Below are 26,313 nucleotides of genomic sequence, written 5' to 3'. Positions count from 1 at the left end.
ATGGATAACACAACAAAAATTAGCTGCAAGGCTTCTCCTAAAGCGGAAGGGTTTGATATCCCTCGGCAAGCTATACAGAACACCGAATGGGTACAGAAACCGGCTGACCCAACGAAACACGGTAGTGGACAGATCAGAAAAGGGGAAATTGCCTGGTTTCAAACCGATTTGTTTGGTAGTGGGCCCGACTGGCAACAGGTTCGCTTGAACGATAATAGCCTGGGGTATGTCAACCCGCATCATTTTTCATCGATTGTTAGTGAATCTGAAACTGGATAGGTGATCAGGCCGTTCAACATTAATCGAGCGGTTCTGGTGGATCCGCCTGAATACGTTATTAGTCGGTTACTGTAGGAGTCGGTCATTACTCAACATCTTGAAAAACAATAGTCTATTATGTTTGATTCTTTATTTGGTGCCCCTCCCATTGCTTTAGACCAACTCTGGCGGCTGGATGAGGGAGCGCCTAATCTAATTTTATGGGCGGTTCCCATTATGGTTGTGCTAACAGCTGCCGAAATGATCATTTCGTATATTCAGGAGAAGCCTTATTACGAAAAATGGGAAACGATCGGGTCAATCTTAGTCGGACTAGGATCGGTAGCTATCGGTGTAGTAATTAAGCTTGCTCTGCTATATGGTGTGGTGTGGCTGTATAATCAATTGCCCTGGCGGATGACACTGCAATGGTGGACGCTCATTCCCTGTTACATTATCTTTGACTTCTTTAGTTACTGGGCGCATCGGGTATCACATGGGCAGCGTTTCTGGTGGGCTACGCACGTCGTTCATCATTCGGGGGAACACTATAATCTGAGTGTTTCATTTCGGCTGAGCTGGATTCAGTATCTGAAAATTATCTTTCTTCTGCCCGTTGCACTGCTCGGTTTTCATCCGATTATTTTTTTTCTGACGAATCAACTAGCTGTCTTGTTTCAGTTCTGGGTGCATACCGAATACATCCGTCGGTTGCCGGCCTGGGTAGAATATATTTTTGCCACGCCATCGAATCACCGGGTGCATCATGGATCGCAGGAAAAATACATCGATAAAAACTTTGGGGCTACGTTCATTATCTGGGATCGTCTGTTGGGTACCTACCAGCCTGAGGAAGAGCCACCTATTTATGGTATTACGACCAATATTGGTCAGAAAGCCAATCCATTGCACATCAATTTTCATGAGGTGCTGGATATTATTCGCGATGTTAAATCGGCTAGAGGTTTTCGACGAAAGTGGTTTTTTATTTTCGGTAGCCCCGTCGATGTTGATCAATACAAAAAACAGGTGGCCCAAAAACAGAACCCCTGACCTGCCGATGTTACTTGCCAGCTGCCTAGTCAGGAAATTTTTTTCAATGAATGGATGGTAACTTATTGATTTGTAGACTATTATGTCTACTGTATAAGCAGAGTTGTTACTAGAACGATACAAATTTGCAACCAAATTGCAGATTAGTTAGTCATGGTATTACAATACAAACGTATATATACCATGAAAGCTTTTTTTATCACACTTACACTGCTGGTTGTTGGCTTATCGAGTGCAATGGCCCAAACCGAACGCGGTGGCCGACTGATGGGCGTTAATGTAGGAAATATTACCATTCCAACATCGGGCGGATCGGGTACGATTATCAGTCTTCAGCCAACCTATGGCTGGTTTGTAGGAGATGGATTGGCGTTAGGAGCTGGTATCCCATTTCTGAACATCAGTTCAAACGGCACACGGGCCACTCAGATCGGGATAGCCCCATTTTTGCGGTATTACATGGGCTCCTCCCAGATTAAACCCTTTTTGGGCGCATCGGTTGGAGTCATTAACTCATCGGCGTCAATAAATGGAGGGACCTCCGATTCAAGTACGGATGCAATCTATAGTTTTACGGGTGGCGTTGCCTTTTTCATCAATCGGTCAGTCAGCTTCGATCTGGGGCTAACGTATACCGGGGGAGCAGGGGGAGCCTTAAATACACTGCTGGTGGGTGCGCCTAACGCCTTGACACCCAACGTTCCAAAAGCCTTAAATATTAGTCTGGGCTTTCAGGTTTATTTCGGGAAATAGTTTTCGTATGGGGTTTACGGCTGGCGAAGGTAGTGTATGCATCGCCAGTCGTAAACCTCAGAATCGGTTATTACCACAGATAATGGACTGGATTTTTGATCCATTCATCGTAAATCCGTTTTACAGCCGCCATCTGTTCAGGTGTTGGAGCTGGGCGATCCAGCGCCTGTAAATTGGACGTTAGATGGGCTGGTTTAGAAGCTCCTGGAATAATGCAGCTTACCGCATCGAAGGTTAAAATCCAACGTAGCGCATCAGGAGCTAGGTTGGCTTCACCCGGAAAAACAGTCTTTAGTTCATCGACGGCGGCTAAACCCGTTTCATAGGCTACTCCAGAGAACGTTTCCCCTTTGTCGAATGCGGCCCCTTCCCGGTTAAATGTACGGTGATCGGTAGGCGAGAAAGCGGTATTGGTGCTGTAGGTGCCCGTCAATAGCCCACTGGCAAGTGGTACCCGAACAATGATGCCTATATTCCGTCGGCTGGCTTCCCGAAAAAACAGTTCGGCCGGACGCTGGCGGAACATATTGAAAATAATCTGGACGGTAGTTACGTTCGGAAACTCAATTGCTTTCAGGGCTTCTTCAACCTTTTCCACACTCACACCCAGGTTCTGAATCTTTCCCTCGTCTTTGAGTCGATCGAACAACTCAAAAATTTCGGGACGGTAGAAAACGTCGGTTGGCGGACAATGCAACTGAATCAGGTCGAGGGTGTCAAGGTCCATATTTTGCAGGCTATCCTCAACAAATTTCCGCAGTGCCTTTGGCTGATAAGCTTCAGTAGTATGGGGTTGGAGTCGTCGGCCACATTTGGTCGCTACATAAATTCGCTCCGACCGTGAACGGACTAGTCGACCAACGGCTTTCTCACTTTCGCCATCGCCATACACATCGGCCGTGTCGATGAAATTGACCCCAGCGTCGACGGCGGCATTCAAAATCTGGTCGGCATTGTCGTGGCTAAACGGATCACCCCATTTGCCCCCTACCTGCCAGGTTCCCAGACTGATTTCAGAAATGCTATAACCGGTTTTTCCTAATTTTCGATAGTTCATAGTAACGCGGACATCCTGCCCGATTTATTAAACACTAACTGTGCGGATGACATGTCGACCTGTAGCATCACCGCCTTACAATTTCACGCCAAATCGGCCGCCGATTTCTTCCAGACTTTTAATGACGGGTTCCAACACAGGAATGCCGTTTGCCAGCCGTTCCGCTTCCATCAACCGTTCGGGGTCGCCGGGAATCAGAACCTGCTGCCCTTCAACAGCTTTGGCCTGCCGGAATCGTTGAATCCAGGTATCCATATGGGCTTTGAACTCATCGGCGGGCCGGAACGCGTCGATCCGCATAGCGCCGAAAAAGTGGCCCGTTCCCATACCTACACCTTCGTTGGCCTGCATAAAGCCAGCCGTAGCAAACGGTGGTACCCAAGGCCCATAATTAGCCCCCGACAGTACGCCCGAAAAAATATCGACAACAGCCCCCAGTCCATACCCTTTGTGTGAACCATGCTCGCGATCGGTACCCAGTGGGAGTAGAGCCCCGCCATTGCGAATAGCATTGGCATCGGTAGTCGGTTGCCCTTCGGCGTTCTGTGCCCAGCCCAGGGGAATATCTTTGCCTTTGCGCTGCAAAATTTCGAGCTTTCCATAGGCAACGGCCGTAGAGGCAAAATCGGCCAGAAATGTCGGTTCGGTAGCCGCCGGAATAGCGACTGCAATTGGGTTGGTTCCCAGGAGTTTGTCCAGCGAAAACGTCGGAGCTACCAGCGGGGCTGCGTGGGTCATGGCTTGTCCAATCATGTCATGTTCAGTAGCTAACAAGGCATGATAACCAGCTATACCGAAGTGGTTGGAATTTCGTACCGCTACCCAGCCCGTTCCGGCGGTGCGGGCCTTTTCGATGGCTACCCGCATAGCCCAGGGCCCAACGACAAGGCCAAGCCCCCGATCTCCATCGACAACAGCAGTTGAGGGCGTTTCGTGGACAACATGGATGTGCGGTTTTGGGTTTATACGCCCATGATCGTACAGGCGCACGTAACCCGGCAAACGAGCCACCCCGTGTGAATCGACACCCCGTAAATCGGCACTGACCAGTACGTCGGCGGCTAATCGGGCATCGGTTTCGGAACAGCCAATGGCAATAAAAACTTGTTCGGTAAATGTTCGGAGTTGAGGGGCAGTAATCATGGCCGCAAAGTTGAGGAAAAGTCAGGAGTAGTCAAGGGAGAGCCGAAATGGTCAGGCAGTTTACGGCGAAATTGCCCCAACCGTTCTTACCACTTTCGACTGGGATTTAAACGGTTGTTCGGTTTCAGGGCTCTATGCCACCAAAGCATCAGAGATGTTTATTGGTTCATCTTAACTATTTTTTAAGAAACAAAACCAGTAGTTTGCGTTTTATTACGTAACCACCTGATTTGTTTCGATACTGCTATGCTGCTCCGTTATTGTCTGCTCCTGGCTTTGGGTCTGTCAACATCGATGGCCTTTGCCCAGCCACAGGATACCCTCACGACTGAACAACTCTTACAGCGAAGAGGGACTTCTTATTCGGCATTGATCCGTCCTTCGCGCTATCTGGCGTTCGATGTCAATCATGCAATCGGTGGCTTCCGGCGCTACCGCTATTTCATTGGTGATGAGCTGCATTTTAAGGCCAGGGGAGAAAAATACCGAGAGGAGCTATACGACGTTACCGACAGTACGTTCAGTATTTTAATGGCCAATGAGGTAATGAATCGGGATGAGCCCGTAACGTTTCGGCTCGATGAAGTGAAGACTATTTTGCTACACCGTCGGATTCCATTCATAACCGCTGCCGGGACCCTGTTTCCGATTGCCGGAGGGGTTTATCTGCTAGCGGATGTTGTCAATAACCGAGGATTCTACAGCAATACCTTGCCCGTTGTGGGCTCGCTGGTATTGAGTGGGATCTTATTTCACCTGATTAGCAATCCGCACATACGTGTCAATAAAAACCATCGGCTAAAAGTATTACGGACATATTAAATAGGCTTGACCTGAAAACAACCCTATACGCGTAACCGAGTACGTACAAAAAGTACTGCTACGTGTCTTTTTGACACAAACAATCGGCATTTGGTTTTCAAAAAAGTGCGTTTACATTTGCCCTATGCCGAACACAATCGCCACTAGTCAAGCTCGCTGGGAACAGCAGTATAGGTTGTATACTGACGCCTATGAGTCTGGGCGTATGTCGTTTATTTCAAGTTTGTTACCACAGACGGCTGTCCAGTTTTCAGTGTATCAGACCCTCGATATACTGCACAAACGATTAGGAAACGACACCCTACGGCGGGCGTTAAATCCGAACGAAACCATTGATAGTCCTGCCAGGGGAAACACGGATGGCTCATGGCTCAAACGGAGCAATATGATTGGCGTCAATGTGCGTACCATTGGCTCGTTCTGGAAGCTGATCAACTACACATTGACGCTATCTGCCAGCCACGACAGTATCCATTTGTTGCCGATCTGGGAACCTGGTGTGGTGGGTAGTTTGTATGGCATGGTGAGTTGGGAAATCAATCCCGAATTTTTCGATATTGAACTGGCTCGGCTGGTTCCTGCCCTCGATTCGGTTGAAAAACAGCTTAAGATTGTCGTCAACCTGCTTCATGCCATGGGCCGTACGGTGGGCATGGATGTGATTCCCCATACCGACCGATTTTCGGAGATGGTGCTTGCCTGTCCAAGCTTGTTTGAATGGGTACAGCGCGACGTAAAAGGAGGCCATCCCGATTCACTTGCCGATCATTCGGGCTTCATTCATCGTTGTGTGGAAGAGTCGATCTGGCAGTACCTGAAATTTCATGGCTCGGCCGACGGCTCTCCGCTGGCGTTTGCCAAAGATGCCTTTTTCTCGACCGATCTGGCAATTCTGATGGACAACCAACGGCTGAGAATGCTATTCGGTTATCCACACGATTACGGCGGACGACTCCGGCGACGACTGGCGCTGATTAAACATCTGGTTGCACAGGGATATGAGACGTTGCCGATGACTATGGCTCCACCTTACCGAGGCATACATATTGATCCCAATGACTACGTGATTGACGATTTCGGACAAACCTGGTATCAGTACGCATTCGATAAACCCGAAGCGATGTCGCGCGTGTTTGGGCCCTTGGCCCGGTATCGGTTTTATGAGTCAAAGGATAACAATCAGCACTGGGAGCTGGACTTCGACCAGCCGAACAAACCGGCCTGGGACTACATCTGTCGGAAAGTGTACGATTGCCAGCGGACGTACAATTTTGATTTCATGCGGGGCGATATGGCTCACGTACAGATGCGCCCTACGGGTGTTCCGGCCGAAGTGGATGCGTATTATGACCCCCTGCGAGCCATCAAAAAATACGTGCAGGCCAATGGAGTACCCTATTACGGGTTCTTTGCCGAAACGTTTCTGGCACCCCCCGATACAATGGGGTATGGTAACGAACTTGATCACCTTGAAGCCATCGAAGCCGACTCGACGCTGGGTGATTTGCAGTCGATGGTTGTTGGGTCAGCGGAGTTCAGGCGCCAATTTTCCGACTACTATACCTACCTGAAAACCCGTCGGTTCGCTCCCAATTTTACCGTTATGACAGCGGATAAGGACGACCCCCGTTTCGATGAGTTTTATCGGACCGGCAATCTGTTTCGCTATTTCACGGCCCTGTTTCTGACCGATATGCCAAGTTATGTCGGCATGGGGTTTGAGGTACGGAATCTGCACGAGCAACGGGGCGAAAACGAAGAGTACAGTAAGTTGTACGTTTTCCAGATTGGTGATGACCGGCAAACCGATAAAGTAACGCACGCGCCATTCAGATGGGGGCAAAACGCCGACCAGTTTGAGGCCATTCTACGCATACGTGAATTTGCCGAAAGCATTTGGGCAGAGATTGTGGGTAGAGAAACAGAATGGCTGATTGCTCCTGGCGAGTCTGACTTTATTGTCTGGAAGCAGACCAGGGTGATTGATGAATCCACCCCATCAGAATACATTTTCGCGGCTTCTATGACTGGCAAGCTACCTGACGAAATACCAGAATTGCCTGAAAGCGAAGTGGTTTTTGACGAAGCGGGGTGCCGGATCTGGCGAGTGGCAAGTGCTTGATCGAAACCGTTGCGGTTGGTATATTGCAGAAGGCAGTGTTGACTAATCCGGTTAGATCAGTGCTAATTGAGTAAGTAGGCAAATTAGTGAAATTGGTCGCTTTGATGGGCTTGATTTATTGTATCTTTCACGCAAGAATATGTCACAAATTATGGAAGCGGTTATAGCAGAACAGGTAGAAGAGGACGTCACCCGCTCAACCTATGAAATCGAGCGCGGAAAGCCTATGCCTAGTAAAAACCATTCAAGACTGCAAATCAGACTTGGCTCAGAGATACTTGTCCATTACGAAGACCAATTTGATGTTCGGAGCGAACAGTCGCTTGCTCCTCCCAATCCGCCATTGGTGCCCGATTTAAGCATTTTTCCGGCCGAAGTCTCCAACTGGCAGGAGGATGAGATAAAGGAAAGTGACGTACCACTGGCCGTAATCGAAATCGTTTCACCATCGCAATCCGATACTGAGTTGACGGCAAAAGCGAAGGAATATTTTGCTGCGGGAACGAAGTCATACTGGCTTGTGCAGCCTTTATTTCGGACAGTAGTTATTCTCCAGCCTAATGCCGACGAACTGGTATTTCATAACGCTATACTCACAGACCCGACCAACGGTATTTCAATTGATCTAAAAAAAGTCTTTCGGTAAACTCTTTCCGTTTTACAGTGAACTATCAACTTTCATCAACCGCCAGTAACGGCAGCTTCGACCTCATCGACAACAAAGAGGTATTGATTACACACTTTCAATACGAAAACTGGTTTTCGAGCAGTGGTACCGCCAGCTTTCAACAGGATCAGATTACAATTAAGTCGCGAAATTTCTGGCATTCGGCCTTCGATGTGCTGATCAATGGGGTCGATAAAGGTGATATTACCTTTAACTGGCAGGGGCATATCCTGATTCGTTTAGAGGAGCAATCAGGGATCACGAAAAATTACCGACTAAAAAGCAAAGGATTCTGGGACTTTCGATTTGTGCTCGAAGACGAACAGCATATGGAGTTGATACAACTGATTCCCAAATTTCGGTGGAACAAACTGGCTTATAATTACGGTGTTGACTTTGCTGAAACCTTTACTCCGGCCATAAATACTGACTTGATTGCACTTCTGTTAGCCTGTGGATACGGTGCCAACTTATACATGACCATGATGGCATCTGCAGCCTGATTGTTGGCAGGGGAGTTGTACCTTTACTACATGAATCGCAACCTGATCGACGGCTTTAATTTTGCCTCCAAGCTCACACCCAAGCGGGTGGCCAATGCGCTTAAGGTATTGTCGAGTTATTATATCGCCCGGAAAACCGGCCGACCACAGCAACAAGGCCTGCCCATGTCGGTGTCCTTTGAACCGACTACATCCTGTAATCTGCGTTGTCCTGAATGCCCTAGCGGCCTACGTTCGTTTACCCGTCCGACAGGGATGCTCGGTGAAGACCTTTACAAACGAACCATCGACGAATTGCACGAAACCCTGCTTTATCTGATCTTTTACTTTCAGGGCGAACCGTATCTGCATCCGCAATTTCTGGATCTGGTGCGGTATGCCACCGAGCGAAACATTTATACGGCTACCAGTACCAATGCCCATTACCTGACGGATGCTAATGCCCGTAAAACCGTCGAATCGGGGCTGGACCGGCTAATTATTTCCATTGATGGCACCACGCAGGAAGTGTATCAGCAGTATCGGGTTGGGGGAAAGCTGGAAAAAGTACTGGAAGGTACAAAGAACATCCTGCGTTGGAAGAAAGAGCTGAAATCACGCACGCCACACGTCGTGTTTCAATTTCTGGTCGTAAAACCCAATGAACATCAGATTGCCGAAGTTAAAAAACTTGCCCGTGAGTTGGGCGTAGACGAAGTTGGCCTGAAAACGGCTCAGATTTATGATTACGAGCAAGGTTCTGATCTTATTCCAACGCTGGATCAATACAGTCGGTATGCACAACAAACCGATGGCTCGTATCGTATCAAAAATGGGTTTGGAGACCATTGCTGGAAAATGTGGCATTCCTGCGTCATAACCTGGGATGGGCTCGTCGTGCCTTGTTGTTTCGACAAAGATGCGCACCACCGACTTGGCGATCTGCAAACGCAATCCTTCGCCGATCTCTGGCAGGGACCAGCCTATCAGGATTTTCGCCAGACACTGCTTCGCTCCCGTTCCGAAATCGATATGTGCCGAAACTGCACCGAAGGCACAAAAGTGTGGGCGTAAATTAATGTTGAATGATTGAATGATTGAATTGTTGAATGGGATTGTGTCAATAATTCAACAATTCAATCATTCAACAATTCAATCATTCAATCATTACTTGGCTAGGTCCTTATAGCTAATGAGCTGGATTCCTTTGGTTTTGATCAGGGCTTTTATGCGTGGGTCAGTCCAGGTATCGGTTACGCCCTGGCGGTCGATGGCTACCTGTTCATAGCCGATGTGGTGAATGGCTCGTACTTCGGGCGTATCGAGTCCGGGGTGGTCGACAAATAAATAGGTTTTACCCCCTTCCAGACTCTCGAGCATTTTGCTAAAGCTGTCGATTTTCTCCTGAGAAGTGGCGTGTGGGCCAATATAGCCTACGTTCTGGACGCCGAAATCCTTGGGAACGATGCTAATCCTATACTCTTTGGCTAGTTTCTGGGTCAATGCACTTACTTCAGCGCTCATATCCGAACAGCCCATATGGCTGGAAAAATGGCTGATACGGGGTATTTTCTTTAGCGCTAATTCGATCTGGGCCCGAAACTCTTTCTCGATGTCGGCCAACTGCCAGTCGTTTTCGACAATCGAACGTTTGGGATAATTTTTATTCGGTCGGACCATCGGATAGAAATACCCGTCGGCATCGCGCAGACTCGGACAATCGGATACAGGCCGCCATTTGACGTTATCCCACTCGCTGGTGATGGCCAGGTGAATGCCTACATCCACCGTTGGGTTTTCGGCCAGCATCTTAACGGCTTCCGGAAACCAGGGCGACGGAACAATAACCTCAATCGACGTCTCTATACCCTCTTTGACGCATTTGATCAGTGCTTCGTTACCCGCATGTGAATAACCCATATCGTCGCCACGAACAATGAGTCGCGGGGGAGCTGTCTGGGCAAAAGCTGACTGTAGTAGTAGCGCGAAAAGGCTGGAATAGAGTAGTTTCATATGTAATTTGGGTGGCCACCCGCGATTTTTAGCCAGGATCGCGGGTTACTCCCGCACTACGGCAAATAGTTCATTAAATCTTTTCAGCAATACGTAATTTGGCGCTACGAGCGCGTGGATTACGGGCAATTTCGTCGGGGGTGGCTTCAACAGGTTTGCGGGTAACAGATTGCAACGGCTTGATCTCATTTCCAAATAAATCCTTCTCCACCTCGCCCTGAAATTTTCCCTTGTTGATGAAATTCTTCACCAGTCGGTCTTCCAGTGAATGATACGACATAACGACCAGCCGACCGCCCGGTTTCAAAATTTCCGGAACCTGCTCCAGAAATTCCTCCAGCACCTGTAGTTCTTCGTTTACTTCGATTCGTAAGGCCTGAAAAACCTGCGCAAAATACTTGTTCTCTTTACCGCGTGGCACCAGTCGCTGCAAGGCTGCTTTCAGATCATTTACCGTTTTCAGAGGTCGGTTTGATCGGGCCGACACAATCGCACTGGCTGCTGTACGGGCGTTGGTAATCTCGCCATACATACCCAGAATGCGGTGAAGGTCAGCTTCTGGATACGTGTTGACCACATCACGGGCCGTTCGGTCGGCATGCTGGTTCATTCGCATATCAAGGTCGGCGTCGAAACGGGTGGAGAAACCGCGTTCGGGCGTGTCGATCTGATGTGATGAGATGCCCAGATCGGCCAGAATCCCATCGACCTGTTCGGCTTTGTAAAGGCGGAGATAACGCTTGATATTACGGAAATTAGCGGCTACAAACGTTAGTCGTGGATCATTAAGCGCCTGGGCATTGGTGCGGGCGTCTGGGTCTTGGTCAAATCCAAACAGACGGCCTCCTTCGAGTTGCTGTAAAATGGCACGGCTGTGTCCACCACCCCCAAAGGTGACGTCGACATAGGTGCCGTTGGGTTGTAAATTCAGCCCGTCGATACAAGCTTGCAATAAAACAGGTTCGTGGTAATTTGTCATTTATAATCCCTGGTTGATCAGGGCTACTAATGGTTCGATTAGTTGGTTCAACGACTAAGCGGAACAACTGCCCTCAAGTTAATCAGCGGAGTTACCTGAAGAAAGCTGTCGTAAATCTTGTTCATTAAAGGGGAGTACCGAATTTCGGCCGAAAGTATTTTCTTATAGCTTATTCCTGCCCCCGTATCGAATAAGCCTAAAACGGTGGATAAACCTGTATAAAGTTTAGCCTGAATCGCTTTTTTGCCAAAATAACGCCCAGCGTAGAGTCCAATTTGGTAAACATTTTCGTCGCCGGTAAACGTCGTCTGGCGGACGTTGCCCAGATCAATTACGGCAAAGACATTATGAAATTGCCTTGGGAAAAGAATTTGAGCGGTTAAGCCATAGCCAATGGTATGTTGATACTTCGTTTGCCAGATTGAGCCAAACCCACCGACGCCGATAATGGGTTTGCTCCATTTTTTTTGTTCCAGGTATATTTTAGAATCTATCCGGCAAAATGTCAGGTACTCTTTAAGAAGCTTAATAATGCTGGACTCTGTGTACTGAACGGCATCTGTACGTAGCGTTGGACATTCATATAAGAGCTCCCGAAGTTGTTTTCGATAGGCCGGATCGTTGTAGGTGTAAAGCGTTGGTCCTTTAATTAATGGGATCGTCATGTTGTGCAACAGTGCCAGCGAGTCATACTTGGCTATCACAAATCGAACGGTAGCATTCGCATCAAAGATTCGGTATAGTTTTATCGACTGACTATCCAGCAGCAGTTCTGACAAATAATAGGTGGAATCGACACGCTCATATATACGTTCGCCCACGCTTATCGGGGTCTTAACATAGTAAGGCATTTTTAAGTACAAGCCTTCATAAACAGGACCATCGTTAATCGTCAGTCTTTGTATGTCTTTGGCCTGAATTCGAGTGTAGGAACTCAGCGAGTCGCGCCCAAACTCAATGTAGCCGGGGCTTTTATCCCAGTCGTAAAAATGGATAAAGCCCGTTGTTGTTTTATCATTTCTATCCGTTAGCGATACGGAACGATTTTGATATTGGCCAAATAACGTTCCAGACAAAATACAGGATAAAAAAGTGAAAAGAAAACGCATTTCAAGGAATTTGGTGTGAACGCAGCCCGATAACAACTATTTTAGAGGATAACACGTTGCGAGGAATGACAACGTACAAAGCTATCAAACAGGAGCTATCTCACAAATTCTATGAATCACAAAGCTGGTAGAATTGGAATCATAGTCTGCTTATTCATCTCGCTTATTACGGTCGGTTTCGGACAGGTATCTTCCGTCAAACCGGGCCAATATCGGGCTGTGCTCAAAACCAAAGGTGGCGATCTGCCATTTGGATTGTCGATTCAGCCTGGTTCTGCTACCAATACATACACCGTGTTCGCTCTAAACGGCAATGAACGATTACCGCTCGATGCGGCTACCGTACAGGGCGATTCGATCCGCATCCCGAATGCCCTGTTTGAGTCGGAACTGGTCGCAAAGATAAATGGTAATACGCTCCGGGGTACATATCGTCGGAAACGAGTCGGACAACCTCTACAAACCTTGCCGTTCGAAGCCGAGTATGGAAAGACGTATCGGTTTGTACCAGACGGCGAGTCAGGAGGTCGGTCGGCATCGACAAACGTTACGGGCAAATGGGCTACGGATTTCGGCAGCGAAACGGGCAACGTCGACACTGTTAACGCGGTCGGTATTTTCGATCAGAAGGGAAATCGGCTGACAGGTACATTCCTGACGCCCACGGGCGATTATCGGTATCTGGAAGGCAATGTAGTGGGCGATAGTCTGTTTTTGTCCTGTTTCGATGGGTCGCACGTGTATTTGTTTAAAGCGAAACATGATCCAGCTACTAAAACCCTCAAGGGCGGCTTATGGGCTGGTATTTCGGGCTATGAAGCCTGGGTAGCTCGTTTCGATCCCAAAGCAGACTTACCCGACCCCGCTAAATTAACCTATTTGAAACCTGGCTCAAAAACACTTAAGGCCTCGTTCCCCGAACCGAATGGAAATGTCGTTTCGCTGACAGATCCACGTTTTAAAGGCAAAGTGACCATCGTACAGATTATGGGTTCGTGGTGCCCCAACTGTATGGACGAGACGAACTTTATGAGCCCCTGGTTTAAAAAGAACAAATCCCGTGGGGTTGAAATTCTGGGATTATCGTTCGAGCGTTCGCCGGATATGGCTGTGTCGGGGCCAAAACTTGAGCGGATGAAGCAACGATTCAAAATTGATTATCCGATTGTATTGGCCGGGACCAACGATAAAGCACAGGCTTCCAAAGCATTACCTGATCTGAATGCCGTTGTGGCCTTTCCTACAACGATCTTCATCGACAAAAAAGGCCAGGTACGCCATATCCATACGGGTTTCTCAGGGCCCGGTACCGGCAAATACTACGATCAGTACGTCGAAGAGTTTAATCGGCTTGTTGATAAGCTGCTGGCAGAGTAGTTGACTGATCCATTCGTGGAATCGTATAGCTAGTTTGAGCGGCTACACGACTCCACGAATGCATTAGCAGGCTGGCATCTATTTTATAAAATCCGTATGCATGCATACTATTTTTGGTAAAAAATGGTAGATTTACGTCCAGAAGGGATAGGACGACATCGACCATGAAGAAGGAGAAAACCGTTGATTTTCATATAAAATGGGGTTGGCATGCCATTTCACGCATGTATAACGCCTATGCAGCCCGCTACGACATCACTATGGCGATAGGGTATGTGCTGCTCAACATCGACCTGGAAGAAGGTACGCCCGCCACTAAAATTGGACCGACACTAGGCATGGAACCCCGTTCGCTGGTACGAATGCTGAAAAGTCTGGAAGAACGGGGCCTGATTCGTCGGGAAGTGGACGAAACCGATAAGCGGTTTGTCCGAATATTTCTGACTGAAGAAGGTAAAGCCAAACGCGAACTCGCCCGCGATGGCGTAATCCTGTTCAATAATATGGTTCGGGAGAAAATCCCATTGGATAAACTGGTCATCTTTTTTGAGGTCATGAAAGACATTATCCAGATGGTGGAAGACGAAAATGCCCGCATCAAAACAACTGAATCCGAAGAACTTTCTCTGGACTAACATACTGTCAATTAAGGCTGAACGCGTTCTGTTAGATGGGTTCAGCCTGTTCTATTTGCGTTAAACTAAACCATGGAAGCTACCTTAGAAAAACCCAAATCGGAGGGCTGGTCTTTTCAGACCAAAAATCGTACGATCCGGCGCGTGGCTGTGCTGGGGTCAGGTATTATGGGCTCACGCATTGCGGCTCATTTTGCCAATATTGGCGTTGATGTACTCCTGTTAGACATCGTGCCGAAAGAACCTAGCGAAGTAGAACAGGCCAAAGGCTTAACTACGGCTAGTCCGGCCGTTCGGAACCGAATCGTGAACGACTCGTTTCAGGCGATGCTGAAAGCCAGCCCCGCTTCGCTGTATAGCCCCAAATTTGCCGACCGGATCAAATTGGGTAATTTTGATGATAACCTGAAAGAAATAGGGGCCTACGACTGGGTGATTGAAGTGGTTGTAGAACGGCTGGATATTAAACGGTCGGTCTACGAACGTGTTGAACAGTTTCGGAAACCAGGTACCCTAATTACATCCAACACATCCGGGATTCCGATGCACCTGCTGGCCGAAGGGCGTAGCGACGATTTTCGTCGGAATTTCTGTGGTACTCACTTCTTTAACCCGCCCCGGTATTTACGGTTACTGGAAATCATCCCCGGTCCTGATACCGACCCCGCAGTGGTTGATTTTCTGATGAACTACGGCGACTTGTATCTGGGCAAGACAACCGTTCTCTGTAAAGATACCCCCGGATTCATTGCCAATCGGCTCGGGATTCAATCATTGATTCAAGCCATTCGGGTCGCTGAAGAACTGGGCCTGTCGGTCGAAGAGGTTGATAAACTGACTGGGCCGGTGGTGGGACGCCCAAAATCGGGAACGTTCCGTCTGTCGGATGTAGTAGGGCTGGATACGACCGTCAACGTAGCCAGTAATCTCGTCAAAATGGAGCACGACGAGTCGAGAGCGTCGTTCGAATTGCCCGCATCGGTGAAGAAACTGATGGAAAATAAGTGGCTTGGCGACAAAACCGGGCAGGGGTATTATAAGAAGACAAAAGACGAAAAAGGGCAGACGTTGATTCTGGCGCTCGATCTGAAAACTTTTGAGTACAAGCCCTCGGAAAAGGTCAAATTTGCGACGCTCGAAAGCACCAAGGCTATCGATAATCTAAAGAATCGGTTTCCGGTTCTGATTGCTGGGAAAGATAAAGCAGGCGAATTTTACCGGCGTACTTTTGCCGATGGATTCCGCTATGCCACCTACCGTATCCCCGAAATTTCGGACGAACTCTACCGCATCGATGCCGCCATTACCGCCGGATTTGGCTGGCAAATGGGCTTGTTTGAAACCTGGGATGCCATTGGCGTGAAGAAGGGCGTCGAACTGATCGAATCGTTTGGTCAGAAGCCTGCCCAATGGGTGTACGACATGCTCGATGCGGGTTTCGATCAATTCTACAAAGTAGAAAACGGCAAACGCAAGTATTACGACATTCCGACGAAAAGCTATAAGGTAATTCCGGGTACCGAAGCGTTTACCATCCTGGAAAACCTCAGTAACAATATCGTCTGGAAAAATGCCGGAGCGAATATTGTTGATCTGGGCGATGGTATTCTGAATGTCGAATTCCGGAGCAAGATGAACACCTTTGGGCAGGAGGTTTCTGAAGCGCTGAACAAAGGTATTTCCTTGGCTGAGAAAGACTTCCGGGGGCTGGTTGTAGGGAACGATTCGACGGAAGCATTCTCGGCAGGAGCCAACCTGGCTACGCTGTTCATGTTTGCCGTCGAGCAGGAGTTCGATGAAGTCAATCTGATGATTGCGCAGTTCCAGAAGCTCATTACCCGGCTTCGGTATTCCTCCATTCCGGTTGTTGTAGCTCCCCATACCTTAACCCTGGGCGGTGGCTGCGAAGCCGTACTGCATGCCGACCGGGTAGTGGCCCATGCCGAAAGTTATATTGGATTGGTTGAAGTGGGTGTTGGTCTGATTCCGGCTGGTGGTGGGACTAAAGAAATGGCCGCCCGCGCGTCGGATTTGTATCAGACCGGTGATCCAGAGTTAAACATTGTGCAAAATGTGTTCATGAACATCGCAACGGCAAAAGTGTCGACTTCGGCACAGGAGGCCCGCGAAATGAATTACCTCCGCTCGACGGATCAGATTGTGCTGAACCGGAGTCGTTTGCTGGCTGAAGCTAAACAGGCCGCTATTGAACTGGCCGAGAATGGATATACGCAGCCCAAGCCTCGAACGGATATTAAGGTACAGGGAAAAACAGGTATTGCCTTGTTTAAAGCAGGAATTACGGCCATGCACATGGGACGCTACATTTCGGACCATGACCGGAAAATTGCCGATAAACTGGCCTATGTTATCTGCGGGGGTGATCTGAGCACACCACAGACGGTTTCGGAGCAATACCTGCTTGACTTGGAGCGGGAGGCTTTCCTGTCGCTAACGGGTGAAAAGAAGACACTGGAACGAATTCAAAGTCTGCTGACGGGCGGCAAGGCGCTACGGAACTAAAGGACACATAGATTTTTATAAAAACGCGGGTAGTGAGAGGCAAGCCAGATAGAAGTCTGCAAGCTGTCTCACTACCCGCGTTTTGCTTTATAGTCCTGATGCAGCCAATTTTTGCTCTCTTTTCTTACCAGTTATTTACCTGTTTCGTTGCTTACCGACTGCTATGGTTAGCCTGTTTCAATGAATCTATAGTATATATTTTTTATTTTATTGTTACTAATAAATAGCCGACAGCTTTTGTTTTGTCTATAATTGCTGGTTACTAAGTATATTTTTAATGTTTTTTTTGGTAACATAATATTGTATTATATAATGGTACGATTAAATATATTTTAGGTCACCTACCTTTTAATATATTTTTTCAAAAGCAAGGGCTTAAGTATGTGCGTTTTAACGTAACTTTTCAATGGCATTACGCCCTAACCCATAGAGATAATTTATTGTATTATGACTGATCTGATCAGCGATGAGGATATGATTCGTCAGTACCTGTCGAGTCAGCCTAACCACTGTTTTGAGATATTGTATAAACGATATGTCAATAAAGTCTATAGACGTTGTCTGTCGATGACAAAGGACCCTCTCAAGGCCGAAGATTTTACCCACGACATATTTTTGAAGGTATTTAATCGTCTGGAGGCTTTTCAGGAGCGGTCGAGTTTCTCAACCTGGCTATACGCTATTTCATTCAACTATTGCTCTGATCAAATCCGATTGGCAAAGCGGATGAGCTTCATTACCATCGAAGAGGAACTCGATCAAAACATACCAGAGCCTGAAGATGCATCGGTGCAAGGTGATGCCACGCAGCTCGTGAACCGAATCTGGAAGACACTCTCGACAAAAGAACGGATGTTGTTGCAACTCAAGTATGAAGACGAATTGAGTGTGCATGATATTGCCAACCTGTATAGCCTGAATCCGAGTACGGTAAAAATGCGGTTAAAGCGAAGCCGGGATAAAATACAACAACTCTACGCAAAAGCCTATTACGACTAGCCTGAAAAGGAGTCGTAGTGCGGTGTTTATAAATCGTTCAGGGTACGGCCATAAGCAAAAGAATTTGACTGTTCATTGTACAAACTCGGTGAACTGATCCAGAGCGGCCGGATTGCGAAGTGTGTCTTTACTGGTTGCCAGCGACGCATCCATGCCTGACAGGATCTTCTTGATAGGTGTTTCCAACTTTTTACCGCTGATGGTATAGGGGATTTCCCGGATTGAATACACCCGATCAGGAACGTGGCGAGGGCTAAACTGGCTTCTGAGTGTCTGTTTGATTCGCCCTACCAGTTCATCTGTAAGATCATACCCTTCACGAAGGACGACAAATAGCGGCATAAAATAGCGCCCACCCGGTTGTTCCAGACCAACGATCAGGCTGTCGGCAATTTCGGGTAAACTTTCTACAGCACTGTAAATCTCGCTGGTGCCAATACGAACTCCGTCCCGGTTGAGCGTAGCGTCGGAACGGCCATAGATAATTACGCCGTTGTGGTTAGTAATCTGAATATAATCGCCGTGCCGCCAGATACCCGGATAATCGGTAAAATAGCTTTTTCGGTATCGGTCATTATCTGGGTCGTTCCAGAAATAAATAGGCATGGAGGGCATGGGCTCCAGAATAACCATTTCGCCCAGCGATTCGCGAACGGGCTTTGCATGCTCATCGAACGCTTCAATATGAGCCCCCAGCATACGGCACTGGATTTCACCTTCGTATACGGGTAAGAGTGGATTGCCGCCGACAAATGCACTACATACATCTGTACCGCCACTGAGCGAGATCAGCCAGATAGTTGGCTTAATAGCTGTGTATATCCAGCGAAAACCCTCAGGAGGCAAGGGAGAGCCCGTTGATCCGATTGTACGCAGTGCTGACAGTTTGGCAAGTTGACCGGGGTGGATATCCGCTCGCAGACAGGCCAGATAATAAGCGGCTCCTCCACCGAAGTGATTGATCTGAGCCGTTTCGGCTAGTCTCCATAAGACATGCAGATTAGGATAACCAGCCGCTCCGTCGTACAGCACCAGCGTAGCGCCTACCAGCATCGCACCCACGGCATAATTCCACATCATCCAGCCCGTCGTCGAATACCAGAAATACCGTTCGCCCATACGAACATCCTGATGCAACGCCAGGGCTTTCATGTGTTCGAGCAGGCAGCCGCCTACACTATGGGTAATGGCTTTGGGTTTTCCGGTAGTTCCTGACGAGTACAATACCCAGATGGGGTGCTCGAATGGTACAGGTTCAAACGTCAATCCATCAGGGGTTGGAGTGGTCAGGACATCCTGCCAGTGGACAAACTTGGCCGTCCGCCCTACTGTGTGGTCGGTTAGTTGAGTCAGCCAGTCTTTTGACGTTGAGGGTCGGTAAGGAACCCAGATCACTTCCTGAAGCGAAGGCAGGTGGGTGCTTAGGTCACATATAGCATCAACTTTATCGACGAATTTGCCATTGTATTGATACGTGTCGATGGCAAAGAGTAGTTTAGGCTGAATTTGCTGGAATCGGTCAACAACGCTGTCGGTTCCAAAATCGGGCGAGCAGCTCGACCAGACGGCTCCAATTGAGTTTGTTGCCAGAAATGCCACCAACGCTTCAGGTATATTAGGCAGAACAGCCACAACCCGATCGCCCTTTTCTACCCCTGCCTGTCGCAGATAAGCCGCTACAGCCGCGACCTGACGTTCCAGTGTGGCCCAGGAGATGGCGGTCAATGGCTGTTGCTCGGAAGCAAACAGAAGCGCGGGGCGATTAGCTGCCTGGTGAGTCGCTTTGTGTCGGAAGATATGTTCGGCATAGTTAAGCGTAGCTCCTCGAAACCATTCCACCCCAATCATATCGGTATCACTCGGTCTGAATAGTACCTGTTGGTAAGGGGTGTGACTTTGCACATCAAAAAATTGCCAGATACTTTCCCAAAACGCTTCCAGATCAGTTACCGACCAATCCCAAAGGTCATCGTAATCACGGAAATACAGGCCTTTTTTAATGAAAAGCCAGTCCATATAGCGTTTCATCAGTGTTTGCTCAATGGTCCGTCGATCGGGCGTGTAAAGAGGTTTTGCGGTAGGAGTGGGCATCGATGGTTGGGAGTCGTTTATCGTATTCGATTATCAGTTGTCAGTTTACAGTGGTAGTAGCAGTCAACCAGCAACTATCGACTAACGACCAAGCACTCCTCTGGATTGTTTTTTCAATAAAATGCGTTTCGGAAAAAGAAGTTTTACAGGGTTATCCTGAAAAAACCTAAATTTGTAACCCAATTTTTACCTGCCTAGAACAGTACGCTGAAAATCAGTGTTGCTTATCTAAACAAACAGGCGATTTACTGTATTTTTCCATGAATCAGGATTCAGAAAAGAACGACCGGAGTAGCCGACAAAACCGTGATGGTAGTCGTTCTATGGGCCGTCGGGATGATGCCCCACGTTTCAACCGTAGCCAGGATGGCGATCGGCCACGCTTTAGCCGAGGTAATGACCGGCAGGATAACAGAGATGACAAACCGCGTTTCAGTCGGGAACGTAGTCAAAAACCAACACCGCGTGATGACGAGCGTGGGAATCGGACTCAGGGTCACTTCAAGGATCGACGTCGGGACGAAGGGCCTGCCCGGTTTGATCGCGATGATAAACCTCGCTTTGATCGGGGGCGCCGGGATGATTTTGACGACCGTCGGCCTCGCTTTGACCGTGACGCAACTGATCGGCCAGCCAGAGGCCCTCGTGACGAGAAGCGGTTTAGCCCGAAACGGGCAGGAGATACAGGAAATCGCCGGTTCGATGAGCGCGATGAAAATCGGCGTGGCCCCGCTCGTTTTGACCGCAATAATGATCGATCTGGCAACGAACGTCGGTTTCGTGATGAACAACATGATCGGCCTCGTTTTCGCAGTGAATCGGAGGGTGATCGCCCCCGTTTCGACCGAAATACACGCGGAGACCGGAGCGACGAACGATTCGGTTCACGTAATAACCGATTTGGTAATGATGAGCGCCCGCGTACCAGCCGGTTCTCGAAGGATACCGATCGGTCGGAGCGCCCTGCTCGTTTCGACCGGAACGATAAACCCGGCTTCAAGCGATCAGATGACTTTAACCAGTCAGATAACGACCGATCCAAAAATCGTTTCGACACGGGTGAGCAACGGGGCCGAGGCCGACGGGCTGGCAACGATGAAGCCTGGAATCGGGATGAACCTTCCTCACGTTTTACGGGTCAGCAACGCAAAGAATCAAGCGATCGACGTACCGGAAAATACATCCAGGCCCCAAACTATGATCGGGCACTAAGTCCCGAGAATGCTCCCTTTCATCAGAAATCGTCGGACGATCGGCGCGGAAAGCCGAAAGGAAGTGATGAAAAGCCAAAACGTGGCCGTTCGGAAGAACACCAGGACGGCCCCGGCCTTACCCGGCTGAACCGATACATCGCCAACTCCGGGGTATGCTCACGTCGGGAGGCCGATGAACTCATTGCTCGGGGCGACATTTCGGTGAATGGTAAAGTCGTGACCGAAATGGGCTATAAAGTAAAAGAAGGCGACACGGTAAAATATGGCACCAAAGTTCTGAATCCTGAACGGTTTGTGTACGTGTTGCTCAATAAACCTAAGGACTATATCACGACTACCGAAGATCCTGAAGATCGGCGAACGGTGATGGAACTGGTGGCCGACGCTGGCAATTTCCGTATTTATCCCGTCGGACGGCTAGACCGTAATACAACGGGTTTGCTGTTACTGACCAACGATGGCGAGCTGGCCGATAAACTGACACACCCGTCGAACAACATTCGTAAAATCTATCAGGTTGAAATTGATAAGCCTGTGACCGAGGAGCATTTTGAGGCTATCCGCAACGGTATCGAACTCGAAGATGGCCCTATCAAGCCTGATGCGTTAAGTATCATAACGCCCGATGCCCAGGTGATCGGTATCGAGATCCACTCGGGTCGTAACCGAATCGTCCGTCGGATTTTCGAACACTTTGGCTATCAGGTCACCAAACTCGACCGGACAACCTACGCCGGATTAACCAAGAAAGACCTGCCCCGTGGCAAATGGCGTTTCCTGGAACCCAAAGAGGTTGTGAAGTTGAAATACTTTAACTAAAGAGCGAAAGAGTGAATGGGTGAAAGAGCGAAATGCTGACGCAAACTTTTTTCGCTCTTTCACCCATTCACTCTTTCGCTCTTTTACAATCCTATGAATCACCTTTTTCCGTATATCGAGCGGACGCTGCTGCATCCTGGGGTAACGATCAACGAGCAATATGACGTGCTCGATGAGGTGATTCAGTTGGGGATGGCAGGGATGACGGTTGCGCCTTTTTGGGTCAAAAAGTTCCGTCGGGAACTGGGCGACGATCACCCGGCTATTTTATCGACGGTGATTGGCTATCCGTTTGGGTACCAGCGCACCGAAGCCAAGCAAACCGAAATTGACTGGGCGTTGAAGGACGGGGTCAATGAGATTGAAGTGGTTTTGAATACCTCGGCTTTATTTTCACCCACGTCGGTCTGGCTCAAAATTGAACTGGCCAAGCTTGTGGCTATAGTTCACGCACAGGAGAAATTTTTTACCGCTATTTTGGAATCGACCTTGCTGGATACAGAGCAACGTCGGAACATGATCAAACTCGCGGCCGACTCGGGTGCCGACTTTATTAAAAACGCAACGGGCGCCCTTCAAACCGACTTTTCTCTGGAGTCGGCGTTGCAGTTTCGTCGGGAAATACCCCAGACGGTGGGGGTTAAAGTAGTGGCTGATGGGGCCACAGAAAGTCAATTGGAAGCGCTGACTGCTGCTGGCATTGAACGGCTGTCGATCGGACGTATGTTGTTATAAAGAAACGCAGAAATATTTTTGGTTTAAAGTAGTATTTTTCTACTTTGCGTCTACTTAAACTAGTTTCTTATATGCGTTATCGATACTTATCCTTCACCTCTATTGAACAACTATTCAAACGAAACAACTTCTTCAGCCTTAGTAAAATAATTTGTTTAGGCCGATCCTTGTTGACGGCATCCAATCCTTTCCTGGGCCTGAATTACCTGTTTACTTTCCTAAGTATCATCATGTCTGTTTCTGTACAGGGGCAGACTAACTTTATTGGTGCCCCAAATTCTACATCACTTGGAGCCTATAATGTTCTAATAGGGCTTCGAGTTGGGCAGGCTATGGCCTCAAACGGCTGGTATAATACATTTGTTGGCTACCAAACAGGCCAGAATAATACAGAGGGGTCATCCAATACCATAATTGGCAGCCAGGCTGGGCAATCCAATACGACTGGAGGTTCAAATGTATTTGTGGGAAATGCAGCAGGTATTAACAACACAACGGCATATAGTAACGTATTTGTCGGTACATGGGCTGGCTTTAGCAATCAAACAGGACCTCGCAATACATACCTAGGCTACTATACAGGTTATAGTAATGTACTTGGTTCCGACAACTTGTTTGCCGGTTATGAAGCAGGGAAATATTCGACTGGCGTCAACAATGTATTTTTAGGGTCATATTCAGGCAATAGTAGTACATCTGGTAGCAGTAATAATTTTATAGGTTATAATTCCGGAAAAAGTAATACTACTGGTAGTGATAATATTTTCTTAGGTAGTAGTGCTGGTGCACAAAATACAACAGGATATAATAATATTTTTGTTGGAACAGGGGCAGGGTCTAATAATGTAAAGGGAGATCATAATGTATTCATTGGGTTTATTTCTGGGCCAAACAATAATAGTGGGCAGTTCAATGTTTTTTTAGGCCCTTATACAGGCTCGTCCAACTCATCGGGCAATGGCAATATCTTTTCAGGAGCATACGCTGGTTATTACAACACTACCGGAAGTAATAATATTTTTTCTGGCCATTTAGCTGGTAACGGAAATACAATTGGGTATAGTAATATTCTTATAGGGGTAATGAGTGGTATTCGTAATAAAACTGGTCATAACAATGTGGCAATAGGTGATTCTGCTGGCTACAACATAAACAGCTCAAACAATGTATTTGTAGGAAGCAAAGCTGGATTTTATAACACATCAGGGACAAATAATATCATAATCGGCCCTTCGTCAGGAACAACTATTACAGACGGAAATGACAATGTAATTATTGGCTACAACTCCCAAGCCGATGATGGACTCCAAAATGCCATCGCCATTGGTTCTAACAGCCGGGTAGCTGTCAGCAACGCCATGATCCTGGGCAACGAGGTTAACGTAGGCATCGGTACCTCAGCACCCACGGCCCGGTTAGAAGTTGTCAGCGAATCTGTCGACAAAAGTGGTTTGCGCTTAACGAACCTGACCGATGCGAGTCCGGCCAGTGCCCAGACCGATCAGTTTCTGTCAGTCGATGGTCAGGGTAATGTCGTCAAGGCCCGTTATCAACTCCGCATTCAGGATCCGTCTCAGTGGAGCGACAAGGTGTTTAGTCCGGGCTACTCGCTCCAGCCCCTTTCGGCTGTCGAAGCCTACATCCAGCAGAATGGACACCTGGCCGACGTACCCTCTGCCGAGGAGGCAGCTGCTAAAGGTGTTGATCTGGTGAAGATGAATGCGCTACTGCTTCAGAAGGTCGAAGAGTTGACACTGTATAGTATTCAGCAGGATAAAAAGACTCAGCAATTAGAAAAACTCATCGAGAAACAGCAGGCGCAAATTAATCAGTTGATGAACCTGATTAAAAAATAATCATAACTGAAGTGGAGCACCTGTCGATCGGACGTATGTTGCTGTAATCACATGAAGGAAAGTTTGGTGAAAATGTGCCGATTGTATAGTTTGCACATATCATAACCACATCTTTTTATGCGTTATCTGGCCCTGTTCTTTCTGATTGGTTGTTCTTCGCTGCTGTTTGCCCAGCAAACGCCTTATCAATTATTCGAAGTCGATTCGGTAGCCGAACCTCGGGGTGGGCAGGCTTATTTTAATGTCTTCCTACAGACCAATCTGCGTAAACCCATACAGGCCGAAGCGCTCGGTATTGGTGGCCGGGTTATGCTGACAGGCGTTGTTGAAACTGACGGTAGCGTGTCGGATATAAAAGTCTTAACAAGCCTTCGACCTGATTGTGACCGGGAAGCTATACGGGTACTTAGCCTGTTTAAAGCCTGGAAACCAGCCAGTAAAGGTGGTAAGCCCGTTCGGCAGATCGTTAATATGCCCATCGTATTCAAGGCGAATGAGCCGTTTACATATATTAGCGGTAATCGCATCAGTTATTTCGATAATGCCGATAAGCTTATAACCGATAGCACACAGGCGGCTTTTCGACAGGTTATCCCGCTCGATACAAACGGTTTGCCTTCTGACGATATAGTGCTTTACAGACTAAGGGGAAAGAGCTGGAAAGTAGAACGTCGATTGCCCTTTGTCCGTGAGAAATACGAGTCGGGGAGCAAGTTGAAGCAGCGGACATATCGAATTGGTTATCAGGATGCTGAGCGCTTATGGCAGGGGATGACCTTTAGCCTGACCAGCGATGGGCGACTTCTTGAACAGACGTATTACGAGCACGGGCGACCAAAAGGGCCCCGCATCACGTATTATCCCAATGGCCTGGTGGCTGAAAAGAGTGACGAAGCCGATACCAAACGAATGATAACGGCCTGGTATACAACTGGACAAATTAAACTGGTACGGGAAATTGATAGTTCTGCACCACTGGGTACCAGGAATCCAGAGCGCTTGTCAGCCTATTGGGATAGTACAGGGAATCAACAGGTTAGAGACGGTAACGGATTGGCTGTATTCAGAGAAACCGTTCGTTCTTACGCCGACACGACCAAACAGACATCGTTTATTGAACAGGGGACTTATCAGAACCGACTGAAACAGGGCGTCTGGATAGGGCGTTATGCCGATGGCTCTTATTTCTATGAGGAAATCTATGACAAAGGGATTTGTCAGAAAGGAAAGGCCCGAACGATTGGAAAAGATACGGTACAGTATTCCGTTCCTGAGCAATTGCCTGAATTTAGAGGTGGTATGCCTGCACTTGGGCAATTTTTGAGTCAAAACCTACATTACCCGCCCGCTGCCCAGCGAGCCAAAGTGCAGGGACGGGTATTTATCAGCTTTGTCATCAATAAGGAGGGGGAGGTAGAAGACGTTGAGGTGCTGAAAGGTATTGGCTTCGGAACCGATGAAGAGGCCGTTCGCGTGGTAAAAGCATCGAGTGGTCGTTGGGTACCAGGAGCACAGCGTGGGCAAAACATTAAAGTAAAATACAACCTGCCAATCAATTTTTCGCTTCAGTAAGTCAGGGTATTACCACAAAGGACCTACTCCACTG

At 48.1% G+C, this 26,313-nt stretch carries 22 protein-coding genes; 16 read left to right on the top strand and 6 right to left on the bottom strand.

Features of this window, described 5'->3' with window-relative positions; all coding sequences use genetic code 11:
- From B5M13_RS27280 to B5M13_RS27270, 3 genes are all read left to right on the top strand, one after another.
- A complete protein-coding gene (locus B5M13_RS27280) occupies positions 1 to 279 on the top strand; it encodes a hypothetical protein (protein ID WP_080058683.1) in 279 nt (92 codons plus the stop codon).
- A 117-nt stretch (positions 280 to 396) separates the two neighbouring features.
- Positions 397 to 1,311, top strand: a complete 915-nt coding sequence (locus B5M13_RS27275) for a sterol desaturase family protein (RefSeq protein ID WP_080058682.1) — start codon at positions 397 to 399, stop codon at positions 1,309 to 1,311.
- A 183-nt stretch (positions 1,312 to 1,494) separates the two neighbouring features.
- Entirely contained in the window at positions 1,495 to 2,064 is a 570-nt protein-coding gene (locus B5M13_RS27270; protein ID WP_170061202.1) for an outer membrane beta-barrel protein, read from the top strand.
- Positions 2,065 to 2,134: 70 nt separating this feature from the next.
- Here B5M13_RS27270 and B5M13_RS27265 read toward each other — a convergent pair whose 3' ends face one another.
- Together B5M13_RS27265 and B5M13_RS27260 are read right to left on the bottom strand one after the other, a co-directional pair.
- Positions 2,135 to 3,121 (bottom strand): aldo/keto reductase, encoded by a 987-nt coding sequence (locus tag B5M13_RS27265; protein ID WP_080058680.1) that lies wholly within the window; start codon positions 3,119 to 3,121, stop codon positions 2,135 to 2,137.
- A 75-nt stretch (positions 3,122 to 3,196) separates the two neighbouring features.
- The gene (locus B5M13_RS27260) at positions 3,197 to 4,264 is read right to left on the bottom strand and encodes an Ldh family oxidoreductase (protein ID WP_080058679.1); all 1,068 of its coding nucleotides are present in this window, start codon (positions 4,262 to 4,264) and stop codon (positions 3,197 to 3,199) included.
- A 246-nt stretch (positions 4,265 to 4,510) separates the two neighbouring features.
- Between B5M13_RS27260 and B5M13_RS27255 the strand changes: the two genes are divergently transcribed.
- From B5M13_RS27255 to B5M13_RS27235, 5 genes are all read left to right on the top strand, one after another.
- On the top strand, positions 4,511 to 5,086 hold the full coding sequence (locus B5M13_RS27255) for a hypothetical protein (RefSeq protein ID WP_080058678.1): 576 nt from the start codon (positions 4,511 to 4,513) through the stop codon (positions 5,084 to 5,086).
- 124 nt (positions 5,087 to 5,210) lie between these two features.
- Positions 5,211 to 7,208 (top strand): alpha-amylase family protein, encoded by a 1,998-nt coding sequence (locus B5M13_RS27250; RefSeq protein ID WP_080058677.1) that lies wholly within the window; start codon positions 5,211 to 5,213, stop codon positions 7,206 to 7,208.
- Between the two features lie 139 nt (positions 7,209 to 7,347).
- Positions 7,348 to 7,854 (top strand): Uma2 family endonuclease, encoded by a 507-nt coding sequence (locus B5M13_RS27245; RefSeq protein ID WP_080058676.1) that lies wholly within the window; start codon positions 7,348 to 7,350, stop codon positions 7,852 to 7,854.
- Positions 7,855 to 7,871: 17 nt separating this feature from the next.
- Positions 7,872 to 8,378, top strand: coding sequence for a hypothetical protein (locus B5M13_RS27240; protein ID WP_080058675.1), 507 nt, complete (start codon positions 7,872 to 7,874; stop codon positions 8,376 to 8,378).
- A 30-nt stretch (positions 8,379 to 8,408) separates the two neighbouring features.
- Entirely contained in the window at positions 8,409 to 9,431 is a 1,023-nt protein-coding gene (locus B5M13_RS27235) for an SPASM domain-containing protein (RefSeq protein WP_080060099.1), read from the top strand.
- Positions 9,432 to 9,524: 93 nt separating this feature from the next.
- Here B5M13_RS27235 and B5M13_RS27230 read toward each other — a convergent pair whose 3' ends face one another.
- The 3 genes from B5M13_RS27230 to B5M13_RS27220 all read right to left on the bottom strand — a co-directional run bounded on the left by B5M13_RS27230 (position 9,525) and on the right by B5M13_RS27220 (position 12,458).
- Positions 9,525 to 10,370 carry a polysaccharide deacetylase family protein gene (locus tag B5M13_RS27230; protein WP_080058674.1) on the bottom strand — a complete coding sequence of 282 codons (846 nt, stop codon included), beginning with the start codon at positions 10,368 to 10,370 and terminating at the stop codon, positions 9,525 to 9,527.
- A gap of 73 nt (positions 10,371 to 10,443) precedes the next feature.
- Positions 10,444 to 11,349 carry a 16S rRNA (cytosine(1402)-N(4))-methyltransferase RsmH gene (gene rsmH, locus B5M13_RS27225; RefSeq protein ID WP_080058673.1) on the bottom strand — a complete coding sequence of 302 codons (906 nt, stop codon included), beginning with the start codon at positions 11,347 to 11,349 and terminating at the stop codon, positions 10,444 to 10,446.
- 47 nt (positions 11,350 to 11,396) lie between these two features.
- A complete protein-coding gene (locus tag B5M13_RS27220; RefSeq protein WP_080058672.1) occupies positions 11,397 to 12,458 on the bottom strand; it encodes a hypothetical protein in 1,062 nt (353 codons plus the stop codon).
- Positions 12,459 to 12,569: 111 nt separating this feature from the next.
- On the opposite strand from B5M13_RS27220, the gene B5M13_RS27215 reads away from it, so the two are divergent.
- From B5M13_RS27215 to B5M13_RS27200, 4 genes are all read left to right on the top strand, one after another.
- A complete protein-coding gene (locus tag B5M13_RS27215; RefSeq protein WP_080058671.1) occupies positions 12,570 to 13,835 on the top strand; it encodes a peroxiredoxin family protein in 1,266 nt (421 codons plus the stop codon).
- Positions 13,836 to 13,999: 164 nt separating this feature from the next.
- On the top strand, positions 14,000 to 14,470 hold the full coding sequence (locus B5M13_RS27210; protein WP_080058670.1) for a MarR family winged helix-turn-helix transcriptional regulator: 471 nt from the start codon (positions 14,000 to 14,002) through the stop codon (positions 14,468 to 14,470).
- A gap of 72 nt (positions 14,471 to 14,542) precedes the next feature.
- Positions 14,543 to 16,993, top strand: a complete 2,451-nt coding sequence (locus B5M13_RS27205) for a 3-hydroxyacyl-CoA dehydrogenase/enoyl-CoA hydratase family protein (RefSeq protein WP_080058669.1) — start codon at positions 14,543 to 14,545, stop codon at positions 16,991 to 16,993.
- A 447-nt stretch (positions 16,994 to 17,440) separates the two neighbouring features.
- A complete protein-coding gene (locus tag B5M13_RS27200; RefSeq protein WP_080058668.1) occupies positions 17,441 to 17,992 on the top strand; it encodes an RNA polymerase sigma factor in 552 nt (183 codons plus the stop codon).
- A gap of 72 nt (positions 17,993 to 18,064) precedes the next feature.
- Here the strand turns inward: B5M13_RS27200 and B5M13_RS27195 are convergent, their stop codons facing one another.
- Entirely contained in the window at positions 18,065 to 20,083 is a 2,019-nt protein-coding gene (locus B5M13_RS27195; protein WP_080058667.1) for an acetoacetate--CoA ligase, read from the bottom strand.
- Positions 20,084 to 20,343: 260 nt separating this feature from the next.
- On the opposite strand from B5M13_RS27195, the gene B5M13_RS27190 reads away from it, so the two are divergent.
- The 4 genes from B5M13_RS27190 (at position 20,344) to B5M13_RS27175 (ending at position 26,279) form a co-directional block, all read left to right on the top strand.
- The gene (locus B5M13_RS27190; RefSeq protein ID WP_080058666.1) at positions 20,344 to 22,116 is read left to right on the top strand and encodes a pseudouridine synthase; all 1,773 of its coding nucleotides are present in this window, start codon (positions 20,344 to 20,346) and stop codon (positions 22,114 to 22,116) included.
- 93 nt (positions 22,117 to 22,209) lie between these two features.
- Positions 22,210 to 22,851, top strand: coding sequence for a deoxyribose-phosphate aldolase (locus tag B5M13_RS27185; protein WP_080058665.1), 642 nt, complete (start codon positions 22,210 to 22,212; stop codon positions 22,849 to 22,851).
- A 230-nt stretch (positions 22,852 to 23,081) separates the two neighbouring features.
- Complete coding sequence (locus B5M13_RS27180) at positions 23,082 to 24,707, top strand: hypothetical protein (RefSeq protein WP_245859514.1); 1,626 nt, start codon at positions 23,082 to 23,084, stop codon at positions 24,705 to 24,707.
- Positions 24,708 to 24,824: 117 nt separating this feature from the next.
- On the top strand, positions 24,825 to 26,279 hold the full coding sequence (locus B5M13_RS27175; protein WP_080058664.1) for a TonB family protein: 1,455 nt from the start codon (positions 24,825 to 24,827) through the stop codon (positions 26,277 to 26,279).
- Positions 26,280 to 26,313 lie beyond the last annotated feature (34 nt).

Source organism: Spirosoma aerolatum (assembly GCF_002056795.1).
Lineage (GTDB): Bacteria > Bacteroidota > Bacteroidia > Cytophagales > Spirosomataceae > Spirosoma > Spirosoma aerolatum.
This window is presented reverse-complemented; position numbering and strand designations above follow the sequence as displayed.

Excerpts from the sequence above, each read along its gene's own strand:
- B5M13_RS27190 (WP_080058666.1), top strand. The coding sequence starts at position 20,344 with ATGAATCAGGATTCAGAAAAGAACGACCGGAGTAGCCGACAAAACCGT.
- B5M13_RS27210 (WP_080058670.1), top strand. The coding sequence starts at position 14,000 with ATGAAGAAGGAGAAAACCGTTGATTTTCATATAAAATGGGGTTGGCAT.
- rsmH (WP_080058673.1), bottom strand. The coding sequence starts at position 11,349 with ATGACAAATTACCACGAACCTGTTTTATTGCAAGCTTGTATCGACGGG.
- B5M13_RS27250 (WP_080058677.1), top strand. The coding sequence starts at position 5,211 with ATGCCGAACACAATCGCCACTAGTCAAGCTCGCTGGGAACAGCAGTAT.
- B5M13_RS27175 (WP_080058664.1), top strand. The coding sequence starts at position 24,825 with ATGCGTTATCTGGCCCTGTTCTTTCTGATTGGTTGTTCTTCGCTGCTG.
- B5M13_RS27235 (WP_080060099.1), top strand. The coding sequence starts at position 8,409 with ATGAATCGCAACCTGATCGACGGCTTTAATTTTGCCTCCAAGCTCACA.
- B5M13_RS27230 (WP_080058674.1), bottom strand. The coding sequence starts at position 10,370 with ATGAAACTACTCTATTCCAGCCTTTTCGCGCTACTACTACAGTCAGCT.
- B5M13_RS27270 (WP_170061202.1), top strand. The coding sequence starts at position 1,495 with ATGAAAGCTTTTTTTATCACACTTACACTGCTGGTTGTTGGCTTATCG.
- B5M13_RS27195 (WP_080058667.1), bottom strand. The coding sequence starts at position 20,083 with ATGCCCACTCCTACCGCAAAACCTCTTTACACGCCCGATCGACGGACC.
- B5M13_RS27260 (WP_080058679.1), bottom strand. The coding sequence starts at position 4,264 with ATGATTACTGCCCCTCAACTCCGAACATTTACCGAACAAGTTTTTATT.
- B5M13_RS27180 (WP_245859514.1), top strand. The coding sequence starts at position 23,082 with ATGTCTGTTTCTGTACAGGGGCAGACTAACTTTATTGGTGCCCCAAAT.
- B5M13_RS27265 (WP_080058680.1), bottom strand. The coding sequence starts at position 3,121 with ATGAACTATCGAAAATTAGGAAAAACCGGTTATAGCATTTCTGAAATC.
- B5M13_RS27275 (WP_080058682.1), top strand. The coding sequence starts at position 397 with ATGTTTGATTCTTTATTTGGTGCCCCTCCCATTGCTTTAGACCAACTC.
- B5M13_RS27245 (WP_080058676.1), top strand. The coding sequence starts at position 7,348 with ATGTCACAAATTATGGAAGCGGTTATAGCAGAACAGGTAGAAGAGGAC.
- B5M13_RS27280 (WP_080058683.1), top strand. The coding sequence starts at position 1 with ATGGATAACACAACAAAAATTAGCTGCAAGGCTTCTCCTAAAGCGGAA.
- B5M13_RS27205 (WP_080058669.1), top strand. The coding sequence starts at position 14,543 with ATGGAAGCTACCTTAGAAAAACCCAAATCGGAGGGCTGGTCTTTTCAG.
- B5M13_RS27200 (WP_080058668.1), top strand. The coding sequence starts at position 17,441 with ATGACTGATCTGATCAGCGATGAGGATATGATTCGTCAGTACCTGTCG.
- B5M13_RS27220 (WP_080058672.1), bottom strand. The coding sequence starts at position 12,458 with ATGCGTTTTCTTTTCACTTTTTTATCCTGTATTTTGTCTGGAACGTTA.
- B5M13_RS27255 (WP_080058678.1), top strand. The coding sequence starts at position 4,511 with ATGCTGCTCCGTTATTGTCTGCTCCTGGCTTTGGGTCTGTCAACATCG.
- B5M13_RS27185 (WP_080058665.1), top strand. The coding sequence starts at position 22,210 with ATGAATCACCTTTTTCCGTATATCGAGCGGACGCTGCTGCATCCTGGG.
- B5M13_RS27215 (WP_080058671.1), top strand. The coding sequence starts at position 12,570 with ATGAATCACAAAGCTGGTAGAATTGGAATCATAGTCTGCTTATTCATC.